13 protein-coding genes are annotated in these 15,362 nt (G+C 35.5%); all 13 read right to left on the bottom strand.

From position 1 onward, the window contains the following. Window positions 1–26: 26 nt before the first annotated feature. The 13 genes from AC1B0Z_RS06685 to AC1B0Z_RS06625 all read right to left on the bottom strand — a co-directional run bounded on the left by AC1B0Z_RS06685 (window position 27) and on the right by AC1B0Z_RS06625 (window position 15,310). Window positions 27–260 (bottom strand): mechanosensitive ion channel domain-containing protein, encoded by a 234-nt coding sequence (locus AC1B0Z_RS06685; RefSeq protein WP_483795267.1) that lies wholly within the window; start codon window positions 258–260, stop codon window positions 27–29. Between the two features lie 497 nt (window positions 261–757). Continuing rightward, window positions 758–2,161: a TolC family protein gene (locus AC1B0Z_RS06680; RefSeq protein WP_483794848.1), complete on the bottom strand. Its 1,404-nt coding sequence runs from the start codon at window positions 2,159–2,161 to the stop codon at window positions 758–760. Then, window positions 2,158–3,516, bottom strand: coding sequence for an HlyD family secretion protein (locus tag AC1B0Z_RS06675; RefSeq protein ID WP_483794847.1), 1,359 nt, complete (start codon window positions 3,514–3,516; stop codon window positions 2,158–2,160). Before AC1B0Z_RS06675 ends, AC1B0Z_RS06680 begins: the two co-directional genes overlap by 4 nt. 11 nt (window positions 3,517–3,527) lie before the next feature. After that, window positions 3,528–5,186: a peptidase domain-containing ABC transporter gene (locus tag AC1B0Z_RS06670; protein ID WP_483794846.1), complete on the bottom strand. Its 1,659-nt coding sequence runs from the start codon at window positions 5,184–5,186 to the stop codon at window positions 3,528–3,530. Window positions 5,187–5,188: 2 nt separating this feature from the next. Then, the gene (locus AC1B0Z_RS06665; RefSeq protein WP_130963582.1) at window positions 5,189–5,860 is read right to left on the bottom strand and encodes a TetR/AcrR family transcriptional regulator; all 672 of its coding nucleotides are present in this window, start codon (window positions 5,858–5,860) and stop codon (window positions 5,189–5,191) included. 281 nt (window positions 5,861–6,141) lie between these two features. Beyond that, window positions 6,142–6,843, bottom strand: a complete 702-nt coding sequence (locus AC1B0Z_RS06660) for a sulfite exporter TauE/SafE family protein (RefSeq protein WP_483794845.1) — start codon at window positions 6,841–6,843, stop codon at window positions 6,142–6,144. A 1-nt stretch (window position 6,844) separates the two neighbouring features. Then, window positions 6,845–7,291: a FixH family protein gene (locus AC1B0Z_RS06655; protein ID WP_483794844.1), complete on the bottom strand. Its 447-nt coding sequence runs from the start codon at window positions 7,289–7,291 to the stop codon at window positions 6,845–6,847. 260 nt (window positions 7,292–7,551) lie between these two features. Then, complete coding sequence (gene ccoG / locus AC1B0Z_RS06650; protein ID WP_483794843.1) at window positions 7,552–8,976, bottom strand: cytochrome c oxidase accessory protein CcoG; 1,425 nt, start codon at window positions 8,974–8,976, stop codon at window positions 7,552–7,554. A 146-nt stretch (window positions 8,977–9,122) separates the two neighbouring features. After that, window positions 9,123–10,070 (bottom strand): cbb3-type cytochrome c oxidase N-terminal domain-containing protein, encoded by a 948-nt coding sequence (locus AC1B0Z_RS06645; protein WP_483794842.1) that lies wholly within the window; start codon window positions 10,068–10,070, stop codon window positions 9,123–9,125. Window positions 10,071–10,155: 85 nt separating this feature from the next. Continuing rightward, window positions 10,156–10,341: a CcoQ/FixQ family Cbb3-type cytochrome c oxidase assembly chaperone gene (locus AC1B0Z_RS06640; protein ID WP_483794841.1), complete on the bottom strand. Its 186-nt coding sequence runs from the start codon at window positions 10,339–10,341 to the stop codon at window positions 10,156–10,158. Window positions 10,342–10,360: 19 nt separating this feature from the next. Beyond that, a complete protein-coding gene (gene ccoN / locus AC1B0Z_RS06635; protein ID WP_483794840.1) occupies window positions 10,361–12,544 on the bottom strand; it encodes a cytochrome-c oxidase, cbb3-type subunit I in 2,184 nt (727 codons plus the stop codon). A 10-nt stretch (window positions 12,545–12,554) separates the two neighbouring features. Further along, on the bottom strand, window positions 12,555–12,746 hold the full coding sequence (ccoS, locus tag AC1B0Z_RS06630; protein ID WP_483794839.1) for a cbb3-type cytochrome oxidase assembly protein CcoS: 192 nt from the start codon (window positions 12,744–12,746) through the stop codon (window positions 12,555–12,557). Between the two features lie 125 nt (window positions 12,747–12,871). Further along, on the bottom strand, window positions 12,872–15,310 hold the full coding sequence (locus AC1B0Z_RS06625) for a heavy metal translocating P-type ATPase (protein WP_483794838.1): 2,439 nt from the start codon (window positions 15,308–15,310) through the stop codon (window positions 12,872–12,874). Window positions 15,311–15,362: the final 52 nt, after the last annotated feature.

Genomic DNA, 15,362 nt, shown 5'->3' with positions numbered 1-15,362 from the left:
ATCTGTAAGGTTTCATTATGAGTCATTTAATCTTTGCTTGTTTTGCTAATGTCATGATAAATTTTTCTTACGGTCTTTAGGATAAAGATGTTGTTTGGTAATGTGATTTCATCCTGACTATCATGAAGTTTAATTGCCGTGAAGAACAATCCAATGTTTAAAACTTCACCTCTTATCTCGTAATCTTTTGTTTCCATAATAGCAATAAAATCCCCTATTTTTACAGAATGACCAAAAAATAGGATGATACCAGAGGTAATATTCGAGAGAAGGGACCATTGTGCAAAAAACGCAACACCAACAATCGTTAATACAGAGCCTACAAAAACTGCTATTTCTGACTGTTTAACACCTCAAATTATTAATAATAGAATAATACAAACTAAAAGGTTAAGTAAATTAATAGATCTTCTTACGAGTTTACTTCTTGATTGCTGAACAACTTTTTTGACAACGGTTTTATTAATTAATTGATTTAAAAGAACTCTAAAAACAATAAATATCGCAACTACAACAAGAGATTCAATTATTTTTGTATAGTATATTTCCATAGTATTATTGGTTAGTAACCTTCTTTTTATTTGCTAATAGATTATTGAATGTATTCTAAAGCAATATTACTTTTAAAACCTAGTTCATCCCAGTGAAGGTTATAGCACTTGAGTGACTTAAAGCGCAGTATGTCTATACCTTTACAAGGTAAGAAAGATATTTTTTGTAAAATTAAGAATTGCAACCAAATCAGCGCTTAGAACCACTAATTGGTTGGGCCTTCCGGAATGGCTAATACATTAAATAAATTAGCCTTGGTTTTTAAGAAATCATTCTCAATTTCGATGGCTTTTAGCTTTGCATCAATAAGTTTAGATTCTCGTGAGTTTACCAAAAATAGTGAGCTTTCTCCTAGAAAAAACTTGCGCTCTTCAGCAGACAGCATTGTTGCGTAATCATCTACAATTACATCTGTAAAGTCACTTTGCACAACGTACGAATCCAGTTCCTGGTTAATGGCATCAATTTTATTGCGTAGGCTTACCCTTGTATCTTGCACTTCAAATCGGGTATCCTGTAACTTTAGTTTAGCCAATCTTAAATCACCACGTTCTTTTCTTAAAAATAAAGGAAAATTAATATTTAATCCGCTTTTGTAGGCTGAGGTACTAAACGATCGCGCTATATCGGGTGTTTCGGATAAAAAGTTGTACTGTAAATCTATTTGTGGTAATAAATTATTAGATTTTAACCGTCTTTCGATAGTTAAACTTCTAATCTTATAATCCAAGGACTGTAGTTTAGGGTGACTTTCAATATCAAAACTTTCAATATCAAGCCCAGAGGTGTTTAATGTTTCATCAACAGTTAAAAACGTGTTAATATCAGGAATTACGTTATCCTCTAGCTCCACAGGTGTATTGTCATTCAACCATATGAAGTTAGAAAGCTCTAACGAGGCTTTTATAAACTTGATTCTAGATTTCTCTAAATTTAATTTTCTGTTGTTAAGGGTTATTCTGGCTTCCAAAGTATCAATGGCGGGCATATCGCCAACTTCATAGCTCTTTTTAATACCATTAAACCGTATTTCAGCATTGACTAAAAAATCTTCGTAAACACGTTTTTCATTGTAACGACGTAACCAATTGAAATAGGTAATTGTGGCTTCAAAAAGAATATTATTCACCAATAATTGTCGGTCTACTTGTGCTTGCTTAACAAACAAACGCGATTGCCTTAACATTGCCATACGCTTGTTGGTAAGAAAACCGCGTGCTAATGGGACGGAAACACCAGCGCTATACAATCCACCATCAGGGACATCTGCTTCAAGATTTAAAAATTCTCCGGTATTTTCTTCAAAATTTCCTTTAAACTCTACACCAAACCACGTGGGTATTTTGAACGCAGCGTTAAGCCTATCAAAATATTCGGTATTTTTAAACTTCTTCCTGTCGTAATCTACCTCTAACTTGGGGTCAAAAGCACCACGGGCTTTCATTAATTTGGCCTCACTTTCGTTAATGACCAAATTGGCTTGTTTTACAATAGGATGAAAGGATTTAACATAGCCTAAATATTCTGCTAACGAGATAACCGAAGTAGAATCTTGGGCTGAGGCTAAACCACTAAAGAAAACTAATATACTTGCGAGGACTACTCTCATTTTTTATCTTTTTTTGAGGCTGTTTTGTTTCCTTCAGGTTGATAATAGTTTGGAGGGAAACTGTTAATTTGTCGCCATAGCTCGAACCAAATAGGAACATCTTCAAGTAAAGCAATGGTTTTTGCTCCTGAACCTACACGTATGGCTTTTGGCCATTCATGGTCGCTTTCATCTGGGGAAAGTAAAACTCTGTATTTACCGTTATCACTTATAAAGTTTTCTATGGCAACAACTTTTGCACCATAAGTACCATACGATACATTAGGCCATCCGCTAAATACTATGGCGGGCCAACCGTCAAACCATACACGTACATCTTCACCAACATGTATTAAGGGCAAATCTATGGGGCGTACAAAGGTTTCAACAGCCAAATCATACTTTATCGGCATAATACCAACTAATTCTTCACCTTCTTTAAATGTAACACCAACACCGCCTCTGAGCGCTTTGTTTATAATACCATTTAATGGGGCGGTAACGTACAAAAGACTATTTCTAACCTCGTAATTGGTTTTAGCATTTTCAAGTTTGGTAACCTGTGCCTTGGTATCAAACTGACTGGATTGTGCAGTATACATATCGCTTTGCGCTTTGGAAATCTTATCTGCAAACGTAGCTTTTGTTCTAGATAATTCAATTTCAGCATTAATTACTTCGTTCTGACTTGCTAAATATTTGTTTTGCTGTGATATAAACTTAGCCTGGGTCTCCTGAAGTTTTAAACGTTTTTCCTCTACATCTTTAACGGCTTTTAAACCTTCTTCCTGTAATGTAGCTATCCGATTATACTGTGTTTCAGCAATCTTTAAATTCGTTTTAGCAGCTTCTAAGTCGATACTGTCGCTTTTTACTTTTAGTTTGGATTGTAGCAGTTTATTTCTGGTTTGTTCTAGCTTTAGTGAACGCTCATTTTGTAAAGCAGCAATCTGTCTATTTAAGGCTTCAACTTTTCCACCGTAGGCATCAACGGATGATGATTTAGCCATGATTTGTTGATTGGTACGTTCTACCAATCTATCATCAAAATAATCACTCTTAATTTCAGAAATCCTTAAAATGGTGTCTCCAACTTTTACAGTATCACCTTCCTTTACGCGCCATTCCTCTATACGCCCTGGTATTTGGGATTGAATGGTTTGCGGACGCTGGTTTGGTGTTAACGTAGTAACCAAACCATCACCAGAAATATTCTGGGTCCAAGGCAAAAACAGAACTATTAAAATAATGATAGCCGCTGCCAATAAAAACCGATTAAAGTATTGGTAATATCTTTTTTTCATTACCATTTTTCCAGACTTATAAGTTTCTAGATCAAAGGTTTTATTCAATTGGTTATGTGTTATATTTAGCATAACTTATATGTTTAGTTTTTTATACTTCCCTTTTCAAGTGTAATCACCTCGCTGCACTTGTTTAACCAAGCATCACTGCTACTTACAACAATTAGTGCCCAAGGTCTGTCTGCATCCGATAAATAATCTATAATTGCATTGGTTTCGGATAGGTTAAATCTATCTAAAGCATCTTCTAGTATTAGTACTTTTGGCTGTTTTAAGATGGCTCTTGCCAAAACAATTTTTTTGGCTAAAGTGAAAGACATTTGTTTACCATCAGGATAAAGTATGGTATTTAGGCCATCTGGTTGCTCTTTTATATATTTTTTTAAACCTACTATTTCAAGTACTTCATAAATCTTATCATCCGTAATACTTTCGTTGGTAAAGGTTAAATTATCTTTAATGGTGCCTTCAAACGGGGTTTCATCTGATAATGAAAGCCCTAATTGTGAGCGATAAAAGTTGAGATGAATACTGTTTATAGACATATCATTTATATAGACATGGCCACTTGTAGGTTCAATAACACCAGCAATTAAGCGTAAAAGCGTAGATTTTCCGGCACCGCTTTCACCTCTTACCAACATACGGCTTTTAGGGTTTATTTTTAATGATATGTTTTTAAGAATATTGCTAGTTTTGTTTTCTACGCCATAGGATACATCATCAAGTTCTATATGAATTCCTTTATTGTAATGTGGTTTGTCTCCATTTTGATCTTCAAGTTCTTTATCTACTATTTGTCCTAGTTTTTCCAAAGATGTAAGCGTATCATAAAACGACTCTAAACCCAGAATCAATTTTTCTACAGAAGCAATAACCAATAAAATAATGATTTCTGCTGCTACAAACTGGCCAATATTCATCTCTTGGTTTAAAACTAGAGCACCACCGATAAGCAGTAAACTTGCCGTAACGATTACCTTAAAACTTATCATTTGGATAAATTGTAAAATCAATACCCTAAAATGATTTTCTCTAGCTTCTAGATAACCCTTAACTAAATAATCATTCTTTTTTAATCCTAAAGTAGTGTTTCCTGAGAGTTTGAAACTAATAACTGTTCGAGCAATTTCTTGTATCCAATGTGCTACTTTATATTTTTTCTTTGATTCTATTAAGCTAGTTTCTAAGCCTTTAATAGCAGTGAATTTGAATACTATAAATATGAGCACTAATAGGAGTAAGCCAAAAATGATAAAAAATGGGTGATAAAATGACAATAGTATTAATGCAAATAATATTTGAAGAACAGCTGTTGGTACATCAATTAAAATTTTTGATAAACTCTTTTGAATCGTTAAAGTATCAAAAAATCGATTTGCTAATTCTGGCGGATAAAAATTGTGCAATTCAGACATTTTTATCTTTGGAAAACGGTAAGTAAGCTCAAAAGACGAGCGAGTAAAAACACGTTGCTGAATACTTTCAATAATCCTTAACTGCATCAACTGTAATATCCCAGAGAAAGCTACTCCTAGGGTTACTAGTATGACTAATACCACCCAAGATGTTGATATTTGAGCACCTTGTATTAGGTTTATTATAGCTTGTATACCCAAAGGTAGTGATAGCGCAACTACCCCAGTAAAAATGGCATAATATAATATTTGAAGTAAGTCCCTTTTTTCTAATTGTAATAGGCCAACTAAGCGTTGCCAGGGAGTCTTTTTAGGTTGTTCCATAGTTAAGATTGTAAAGTTTTTGATACTAAATCTTTGTAAAATTGAGTGGGAGTAATATCTAAATCACAATCTGTCATAGATGTGAAATGACTTTTTAAAAAGTGTTGATGTAAACTTCCATCTATTATTGTACTAGCTAAACTAGACGGGTATTTATAATTTGGTTTTAATGCGATAACCATATCGCGTAATCTGTATACTATCCGCTTATAAATTACGAAATAACCTTCTTTGTTTTCTAAATCTACTTCCTTGGTTAAAAAAGATTTAGAGTTTTCGTTAATCATTATACGGTTTAACACAACTTCATTAATGTGAGAGAAGCTAGAATCTTCTTTTGTAGACCTACAAACAACTTCTATTGCTTTTTGCAGCTTATCAAACGGATTAAGGTTATGGGTTTCGATAACAAGTTGATACTCTATCCAGGCCCAATACCACGAGGATAAGTACAATAACAATTTATGTTTACTTTCAAAATAACGGTAGATAGAGCTCTCGTTAGAGCCTATTAAGGTTCCTAGTTTCTTAAAGGTGAAACTATCAAAACCTATCTCGTCAATAAGTAAGATACTGTGCTCCACTATGCGTTTACCTAAAGATGATGACTCCGGGTCTTTTACATATATTTTTTCTGGAACAGCAATCTTTAAATTTGAAAGTAATGAGTCCATAATTAATCAATTTGATTGCAAATATAATAGTAATACTATCGTAGTTGTAAATAAAACTATTGATTTTGTAAATGATACCCATAAAGAAATCTTATGTGATATGATTTCTTTAGTTTATTTAATTCACAAATAGGGAGTTAACTTTGATGTTGTAGTGTTTTTGGCCGGTAAGTGCGTTAGGTTTAGCTGTCGGTAGGCAGGGATTGAGGCATACTTCGATGAACTCAGTACAGGCTAGTTGAAGCTCCCTAACGCAGGAGGGGGCTACTCCCCAAATATTTTTAATGACAATTCATGCCACTGGCAACCATATCATGCACAGGGGCGGGAGAGAAGTAGGGTATGCCAAGGCCCAAACCGCGCAAAATAAAAAGTGCACCAATGATAACCACAAAAACAGGAATAGCCTTTTGTATGCGCTGTCTTGCTTTACCTTTTAAAAAATGACTGAAATAAATAGCTGTGGTCATTAAAGGAATGGTACCAAGCCCGAAAACCGCCATATATAAGCTTCCGTTTAGGGCATCTCCACCAGCAATAGCGGCAAATAACGCCATATATACCAAACCGCAAGGTAGAAAACCATTTAAAAACCCTATTGACAAAAAGGCATCGAGTGTTTTTTTCTTAAGCGCTGTACCCAAAGCATTTTTTACCTTGGAGATGGCTTTAAAAATAGGTTTAGAAAAATTGTATTTATTAAATGTTTGTTGAGGTATAATAACAATTAAAATCATAATTACTCCAATAACAATGGAGAGTTGTTGTTGAAACCCAAAAATGTAAAGGCTTTTACCAATAAGCCCAAAAATTAAGCCTATTACACTGTAAGCTAATAATCTACCAAAATGGTAAATGGCAATTTGCGATACTTTTTTAATGGAACTTGAGCGATCTACTGGTAACATAAAAGCAATAGGGCCGCACATGCCAACGCAGTGAAAGCTTCCTAAAAGGCCAAGTATGAATGCAGAAAACAACATTTTAATACACTATAGATTCTTTAAATAAATAAGATTTCCCGTTATATTGCCAATCTATTTTAATGTTCCAACGACCATCTACCAAACGTTTGTCAGGTATGAGCAAATAAGGATTAGACAATGAAATAGCAGTTTCAAAGTCTAGTTGTTTGTTAGATGGTCTATATAGGAACATATTTCCTGTAATTTTTTTATAATCAATATCCTGTGGGAATTTAATTTTCAAGCCCTCGGGCGTTCTTTCGTAACTAATATTTGTAGTTAAGGTCTTGGCATTTTTAAGCTTATCAATATCTGCTTGGTACTTTAATTCCTCACCATAATAATCATCACTTACTAGGTCGTGGTCGTACTTGTCATCAATATTCATCGACACAATAAAGTACATTATAAAGGCGATAAAGCCTATAAATGCTAAAACAATTCCAGTACCCCAATTAATTTTCATAATTTCTATTTTTTATGGCATTCCCTTTGTTCCTCAGGTCGGGCCTGCCTGCCGGTAGGCAGGCTTTCACGAGTCGCTCTTTTCGAGGAGCTCCAACATGCCGTTCAATCCTTAATGCGGGCAAATCCGCTAACACCGTTTCTAACTTCGACCTTTAGTCTTTTTACTTTTAACCCGTCCACTCCAAGGAGGGAACGCATACTCTTATACTTTTTTGACTGCAAACTGCTAGTTCCCCCTTTGGGGGCTAGGGGGCTTTTTTATCGATAACTCCTAGGTCCTAAAAAATTAGCCGTTGTGGTTTCAATAAGTGCATCACCTTCAAAAACACCAATTTTAATTTTGTTTCTATCTCCAGATAAAGCTGAGTTGTTTATTTCAATAAATAAGGTACCCTCAGCAATTCCCTGGCTTGGTACTACAAACTCCTCACTCGTCGATACCAATTTCAATTCTCCCTTGTGCGACATTAGTTTAAGGCTCACGCCTTCAATATCTTCAGATGTTTTATTTACCAATTTATACGTAAATACATTACTGATAATATTATCGTCCTTATGCTCATATAGCTGCCCAGGTAAGCGCAATACGTTGGCCTCAACATCATTTCTCAAAAACAACATTCCAATTAACAGCCCAATCATAATAGAAAGTACAGCAATGTAACCTTTCATTCTGGCGGTTAATTTAAACTTAGCTTTCTTTTCTATATTGTCCTCACTGGCATAACGAATTAAACCCTTTGGGAGATTAATGCTTTCCATAATATGATCGCACTCATCAATACAAGCTGTACAGTTTACACATTCTAATTGTGTACCATTTCTAATATCAATTCCTGTGGGGCATACATGCACGCATTGCAAGCAATCAATGCAATCACCATGTCCTAAGGCCTCACGATCTTCATTTTTTCTAAATTTCTTTCTGCCATTTTCGCCTTCACCACGCTTATGGTCATAAGCTACAACTATCGATTTGGTGTCCAAAAGTACACCCTGTAATCTACCATACGGGCAAGCAATAATACATACCTGTTCCCTAAACCATGCGAACACAAAATAAAATACACCGGTAAAAATCAATAACGGTATAAGTGTACCCATATGTTTAAATGGGCCATCTGTAATGTATCTTATCAGTTTATCGCTACTAATTAAATATGCCAAAAACACATTAGCAATTAAAAAGGATATGATGAGGAAAATTACAAGTTTAAGTCCTCTCTTTCTTATTTTTTCAGCATCCCATTTTTGGCGTGCTAGTCTACGTTGTTTATTTCTATCACCTTCAATCCAATATTCAATACGGCGAAAAACCATTTCCATAAATATGGTTTGTGGACAAATCCAACCACAAAAAATACGACCAAAGGCTACCGTAAATAATGTAATAAAAACAACCCCAATTAGCATTGAAATAACAAACAAATGGAAATCTTGCGGCCAAAACGGGAATCCAAAAATATTGAAACGACGTTCCAGTATATTAAACATTAAAAACTGGTTGCCATTTACCTTGATAAAAGGCGATAAAAATAAAAATGCAAGCAAAAAGTAGCTCACATACTTCCTGTATTCGTAAAACTTCCCACTAGGTTTTTTTGGAAATACCCATGCACGCTTACCATCTTCTGTAATCGTACCAATTGAATCTCTGAATATTTCGTTTTCTGGGGTTTCCACAGTATTAGGATTTAGACCTGTCAGGTTTTTAAAACCTGAGGGGTCTGTAATAGTTGTTTCTTTTGTAAGACCTCACAGGTTTCAAAAACCTGTGAGGTCTAAGTTCAAGTGTTTAGCTTAGTTTGATGTGTTTATACTTGAAATTATTAGTTCGCTACATTGCTCAAGGAGTCTGTTTCTACTTCCACAGCTTCCGCAGGCATATCTTCTGCTGGTACACTTTCATCAACCCAAATATCACCTTCAGGTGCTTTGGGATTTGCAGGAGCAGTACCTTGTAATGTTAGAACATAGCTAGAAACCTTTGCTATTTGTGATGGTTTTAACTGAGCTTTCCAAGGAATCATACCTTTACCAGAACGCCCACCTTCAGAAACAGTTTTAAATACATTTTTAATACCACCACCTAAAATCCAATGCTCGTCGGTTAGGTTAGGTCCAATACCGCCAGCACCGTCAGCCATATGACAAGCTACACAGTTGGTTTCAAAAATGGATTTACCAGTACTTAAGTCTTCAGCACTAGTTAGTAATTCAACTGTATTAAAATCTACTAAGTCTTTAGCTGTTTTTTTGTATTTTTCAATTTCTACTCTTGCTTCTGCCAATTCAGTTTCTAACTCATCAATTTGAGTATCACCATCAAAAATGTGATATTTCACTAAATATATAGCTGCAAACACGATAGAAGCATAAAACCCATATAGCCACCATGGCGGTAGGTTGTTATCCAACTCTTTAATGCCATCATAATTATGGTCCAATATAATTTCACCTTCTTCTTCAATGGGTTTTTGTCCTAATAGCTTTTTATAGGTTTCTTTCAACCATGTAAATTGAGGTGTTTTTTCCTTTTCAGCTAAAAAGCGTGCTTTAGCTTCTTCATCTAACTTATGGAGCATTACATTTTCTAATGCGCCAACTATGGCCTCAATAGCGATTAATATTAACAATACTAATAAGAGAAATAAGAGTACTGCTGGGTATTTAATAAATGCAGGTTTTTCACCAGAATCTATAAAGAATTCTACTGCTCCAAAAATGATTAGGAATACTACTGGAACACGAATCCAAGATGGAACTAAATTTTTCATTTGATAGTTATTTATTTTGATAAAGTGGACAAATGTAACCTCCAAGAGAAATTCAATACAGGAATAAAACTTAGAATAGTCGGTTTCATAATACAGTGTCGTTTTGGTTGTCTAATGGTATGTTACTAACTCTTTTTATATAGTCTTTTTTTGCGGTTACAACCCACCAAAAAAGCACTACAAAAAAGATAAAAAAGATGAGCAGCGAAATGATAGGATATATTTCTATCCCTGTGATGCTCTCCATATGGTTTTTTACAAATTTTAACATGATGCTTTATTTTACGGGTTTATTTTTGAGCAGTTTCTACTTTAATATCAGTACCTAAACGCTGGAGGTACGCAATTAAAGCTACGATCTCTCTATTCTTCATTTCCACGAATGATTCTCCACTTGCTGCTGCTGCTTTTTTATCAGCCTCGTAAGTACTTGCAAAATCAGGATCGCTATACAAGTTTTCCTCAATCATTGCACCTTGTTCTGCCATACTTTGTTGGGCGTTTGTAATTTCTTCATCAGAGTAGGGGACACCAAGTGAAACCATGGTTTTCATTTTTGCCTCAGTCTGTGATTTGTCTAGCTCGTTTTTAATTAGCCACTGGTAACGTGGCATGATAGAACCAGACGATGTACTTTGTGGGTCGTACATGTGGTTAAAGTGCCAGTTGTCGGAATACTTACCACCGATGCGATGTAAATCAGGTCCTGTACGTTTACTACCCCATAGGAATGGGTGATCATACACATACTCGCCAGCTTTGGAATATTCTCCATAGCGTTCTACTTCACTTCTAAATGGACGAATCATTTGCGAGTGACAACCCACGCAGCCTTCACGTATATAGATGTCTCTACCTTCCAACTCAAGAGGTGTATAAGGCTTCACACTAGCTATAGTTGGAATATTAGATTTTACCATAATAGTTGGTACAATTTGGATAATTCCACCAATTAAAATTGCTACAGTAGCTAATAAGGTTAATTGAATTGGTCGTCTTTCTAACCATGTGTGCCATCCTTCATTCGCTGTACGTTTCTTGGTTACGCGTTCCAATGCTGGCGCCTCTGCTGCCTCATCTTGTACTTTGCTACCACTTCTTACAGTTGCAATGACATTATACACAAGAATCAACATACCTATAATGTATAGTGTACCACCAATAGCACGCATCCAGTACATCGGGATAATTTCAGTAACGGTTTCAAGGAAGTTACCATATACTAAAGTACCATCAGGATTAAATTGCTTCCACATACTAGCTTGGGTAAATCCTGCAACGTACATTGGTAGTGCATAAATAATGATACCTAAAGTGCCTAACCAGAAGTGCATATTAGCCAATGCTAAAGAGTATAGTTTTGTTTTAAATAATCTTGGAATTAAATAATAAATAATACCAAATGCCATAAAACCGTTCCATGCCAATGCACCTACGTGAACGTGTGCAATAATCCAATCGGTAAAATGGGCAATGGCATTTACATTTTTAAGCGATAAGGTAGGTCCTTCAAAAGTCGCCATCCCGTATCCAGTAATTGCTACTACCATAAATTTTAAAACTGGATCGGTACGTACCTTGTCCCATGCACCACGTAAGGTTAAGAGTCCGTTTATCATACCTCCCCAAGATGGCATCAACAACATTACGGAAAAGGTAACCCCTAAATTTTGAGCCCATTCTGGTAAAGCCGTATATAATAAGTGGTGAGGTCCTGCCCAGATATAAATAAATATTAACGACCAGAAGTGAACAATGGATAGTCTGTAAGAGTACACAGGTCTATTTGCAGCTTTAGGTACAAAATAGTACATCAGTCCTAAAAACGGTGTGGTTAAAAAGAAAGCAACCGCATTATGTCCGTACCACCATTGCACCAGCGCATCTTGAACACCGGCGTAAACGGAGTAACTTTTTAACCCACTAACAGGCAATTCTAAACTATTAAAAATATGAAGTACTGCAACAGTAACAAACGTAGCGATGTAAAACCAAACCGCTACGTATAAATGACGTTGGCGACGCTTTAAAATCGTCCAAATCATATTCACACCAAAAACAACCCAAACCAGTGCAATGGCAATATCAATAGGCCATTCCAGTTCGGCATATTCTTTTGATGTTGTGATTCCCAGCGGTAAGGTAATTGCCGCTGCTACGATAATGAGCTGCCATCCCCAAAAGTTGATGTTACTTAAAAGGTCACTCGCCATACGCGTTTTCAACAAACGCTGTAACGAGTAGTAAACTCCCGCAAACATAGCATTACCTACAAAGGCAAAAATCACAGCATTGGTGTGTAAAGGTCTCAAACGACCGAAACTCAACCACGATATGCCATCGGTTAAATTCGGGAATAAAAACATAAAGGCAAGCAATAAGCCTACCACCATTCCCACAACCCCAAAAATAATGGTGGCATAAAGGAACTTAGTAACGATTTTATTATCGTAATGAAATTGTTGCATTTTCATAATTCAAAATTTATTCTTTCTTGGTTAGTATCGTTTTATTGGTTTTGGAATTATCTTTTATTATTTCGTCCTCGAATAACATGCGTACAGAAGGTGTGTAGCTATCATCAAACTGCCCTTTTCTAACGGCAATAACAAACGCCACAAAAAAAGCTATAGCCACAATTATACTTACTGCTAGCAAAATATATATAACACTCATACCTAATTGAAGTTACGATTCAAAAATAGTTTCATAGTTCTATCTAAAAGATGACTTTTGTCATGTTTCATTAAAAAATAAGCCCCGCCTATCCTCCCAAAGGGGAGGGAAACCTTTCGTGATTATCATTGCTCATTATTTTTAGTTTTATGTTGCTGGGAGTGTTTTGCTCCTCCCCTTTGGGGAGGTTGGGAGGGGCTCTGGGCTATTATGTTCGTGCACACGGTCGTAAATGCCACAATACTAATTGAACTTAAAGGCATCAAAATAGCCGCCACCACAGGAGCCAATTGTCCAGTTATCGCAAAATATAATCCGATAGTGTTGTAAATAAATGATAGCACAAAACTCCACTTTATAATCGTTATCGCGTTTTTTGAAGCTTTAATAAAATCATATAATTTATTGAATTTGGTTGCATCCAAAATAACATCGCAAGCAGGCGAAAACACATTTACATCCTCTGAAATTGCTATCCCAACATCACTTTGTGCCAATGCCCCAGCATCGTTCAATCCATCACCAATCATCAACACCTTAGCGCCCGAGTTTTGGTGATGTTTTATGTACTCCAATTTATCCTCAGGTTTTTGATTAAAAAACAGTTTGGTTTTAGCGGGCAACAGTTTGGTGAGGTTATCTTTTTCCCCAGCATTATCACCAGATAAAATAACCAAATCATAGTCTTTTTTAAGACGATTAAATAACTTCGAAAGCCCTTTTCTATATTTATTATAAAAAGTAAATTTTCCTTTATAGGTATTGTTGGTGCTCACATGAACCGCCGTGTTTAAAGTGGCATTTTCAGTGGTGTAACCTACAAAAGGCGCAGATCCAATTTTAATCGAGTCGTCATTATACGTTGCTGAGATGCCTCTTCCAATATGTTCTTGGTAATCATCTAAAGTTAAAATATCATTATCCTCTAAAAGTGAATACAACGAACGACTCAACGGATGATTAGAATTTCGTAACGAACTCTTTAATAGGTTTTCCTCAGCATTACTAAGTGCGGCACCTTCATAGGCAATAGCGGTTTCTTTATTAGCGGTTATGGTTCCCGTTTTATCAAAAATAATAGTGTCAATAGCTGCTAATTGTTCAATAACCGAAGCATTTTTAGCATAGAATTTTAGATTTCCAAAAATGCGTAGCAAGTTTCCAAAAGTGAATGGTGCAGCTAGGGCTATTGCACATGGGCAGGCAATAATTAAAACTGCTGTAAACACATTTAAGGCTTTAGAACTATCTACAATTAACCAATAACTTGTTGCTATTATTGCGATACTGAGTACTGCGACTGTAAACTGCTTACTGATACTATTTGTAAGGTTTGTAAAACTGTCCTCTTTGTTTTTGTTAAAAACATCGTTGCTCCACAATTGCGTCAAGTAACTTTGCTCCACCGTTTTTAAAACATCAACTTCAATACTGCCATTTAGTTGTTTTCCACCAGCAAATAATTTATCACCTGATAGTTTCGAAACAGCATCGGATTCTCCGGTAACAAAACTGTAGTCAATCCTTGCATTCCCTTTAATCAAAATACAATCCACGGGAATCAACTCTTCATTTCTAATCAGCAATCTATCGCCTTTTTCAATATCATATACCTGAATAGATTCCTCTTTGCCATCAGCGGAAATTTTAGTAATTCCGATAGGGAAATAGGATTTGTAATCCCTTTCAAATGATAAGAAGTTGTAGGTTTTTTGTTGGAAAAATTTCCCAAGCAATAAAAAGAAAACCAAGCCTGAAAGACTATCAAAAAAGCCTGTGCCAATGTCAAAAACAATTTCAGCAGTACTTCTTAAAAACAGAACCGTAATTCCTAAGGCAATGGGTACATCTATATTTAATAACTTAGATTTTAAACCTTTATATGCAGAAATAAAGTAATCTTGTGAGCAATAAAACACCACGGGTAGCGAGAATGTAAACATCAACCATCTAAAGGTGTGCTTAAATTGTTCAAGCCAATATTCACCGACTTCAAAATATTCGGGAAACGACAAAAACATGATGTTTCCAAAGGCGAATCCGGCAATCCCCAATTTATAAATTAAGGAACGGTCCACATTCTTTTTGCCAACGCTATAATCATCTAAACTAATAAAGGGTTCGTAGCCAATACTACTTAAAAGGCGAACCAGTTCTTTTAAAGAGAAACCTTCTGTACTATAATTTACGCGAACGTTTTTCTTTCCAAAATTGACAATAGATGCACTAATTGAAGGGTTTAGTTTATTCAAATTCTCCAAAATCCAAATACAGGAACTACAGTGGATATGCGGAATATAAAGGGTGACAATCTGAGTTTTGTCATCATTAAATTCTAGCAGGCTTTCAACAATTTTTTCATTATCCAAGAAATTATATCTGCCCTCAATCTCTTTAGGTGTAGCTCCTGGGGCATCTTGTAAATCGTAGTAGCAAGTTAAATCATTTGCAGAAAATATCTCGTAAACGGTTTTACAACCGTTACAACAAAATGACTTATCATCATATCTGACTTCAGAAGATGTGGCATCTAATCCACAGTGGAAACATGTTTTTGCTCCCATAATATTTGCTCGTTTATACCTGTTGCAAATATTTTAATTTAGTACAGTTTAG

Source organism: Hyunsoonleella sp. J2K-J805, from assembly GCF_057167125.1.
This window is presented reverse-complemented; position numbering and strand designations above follow the sequence as displayed.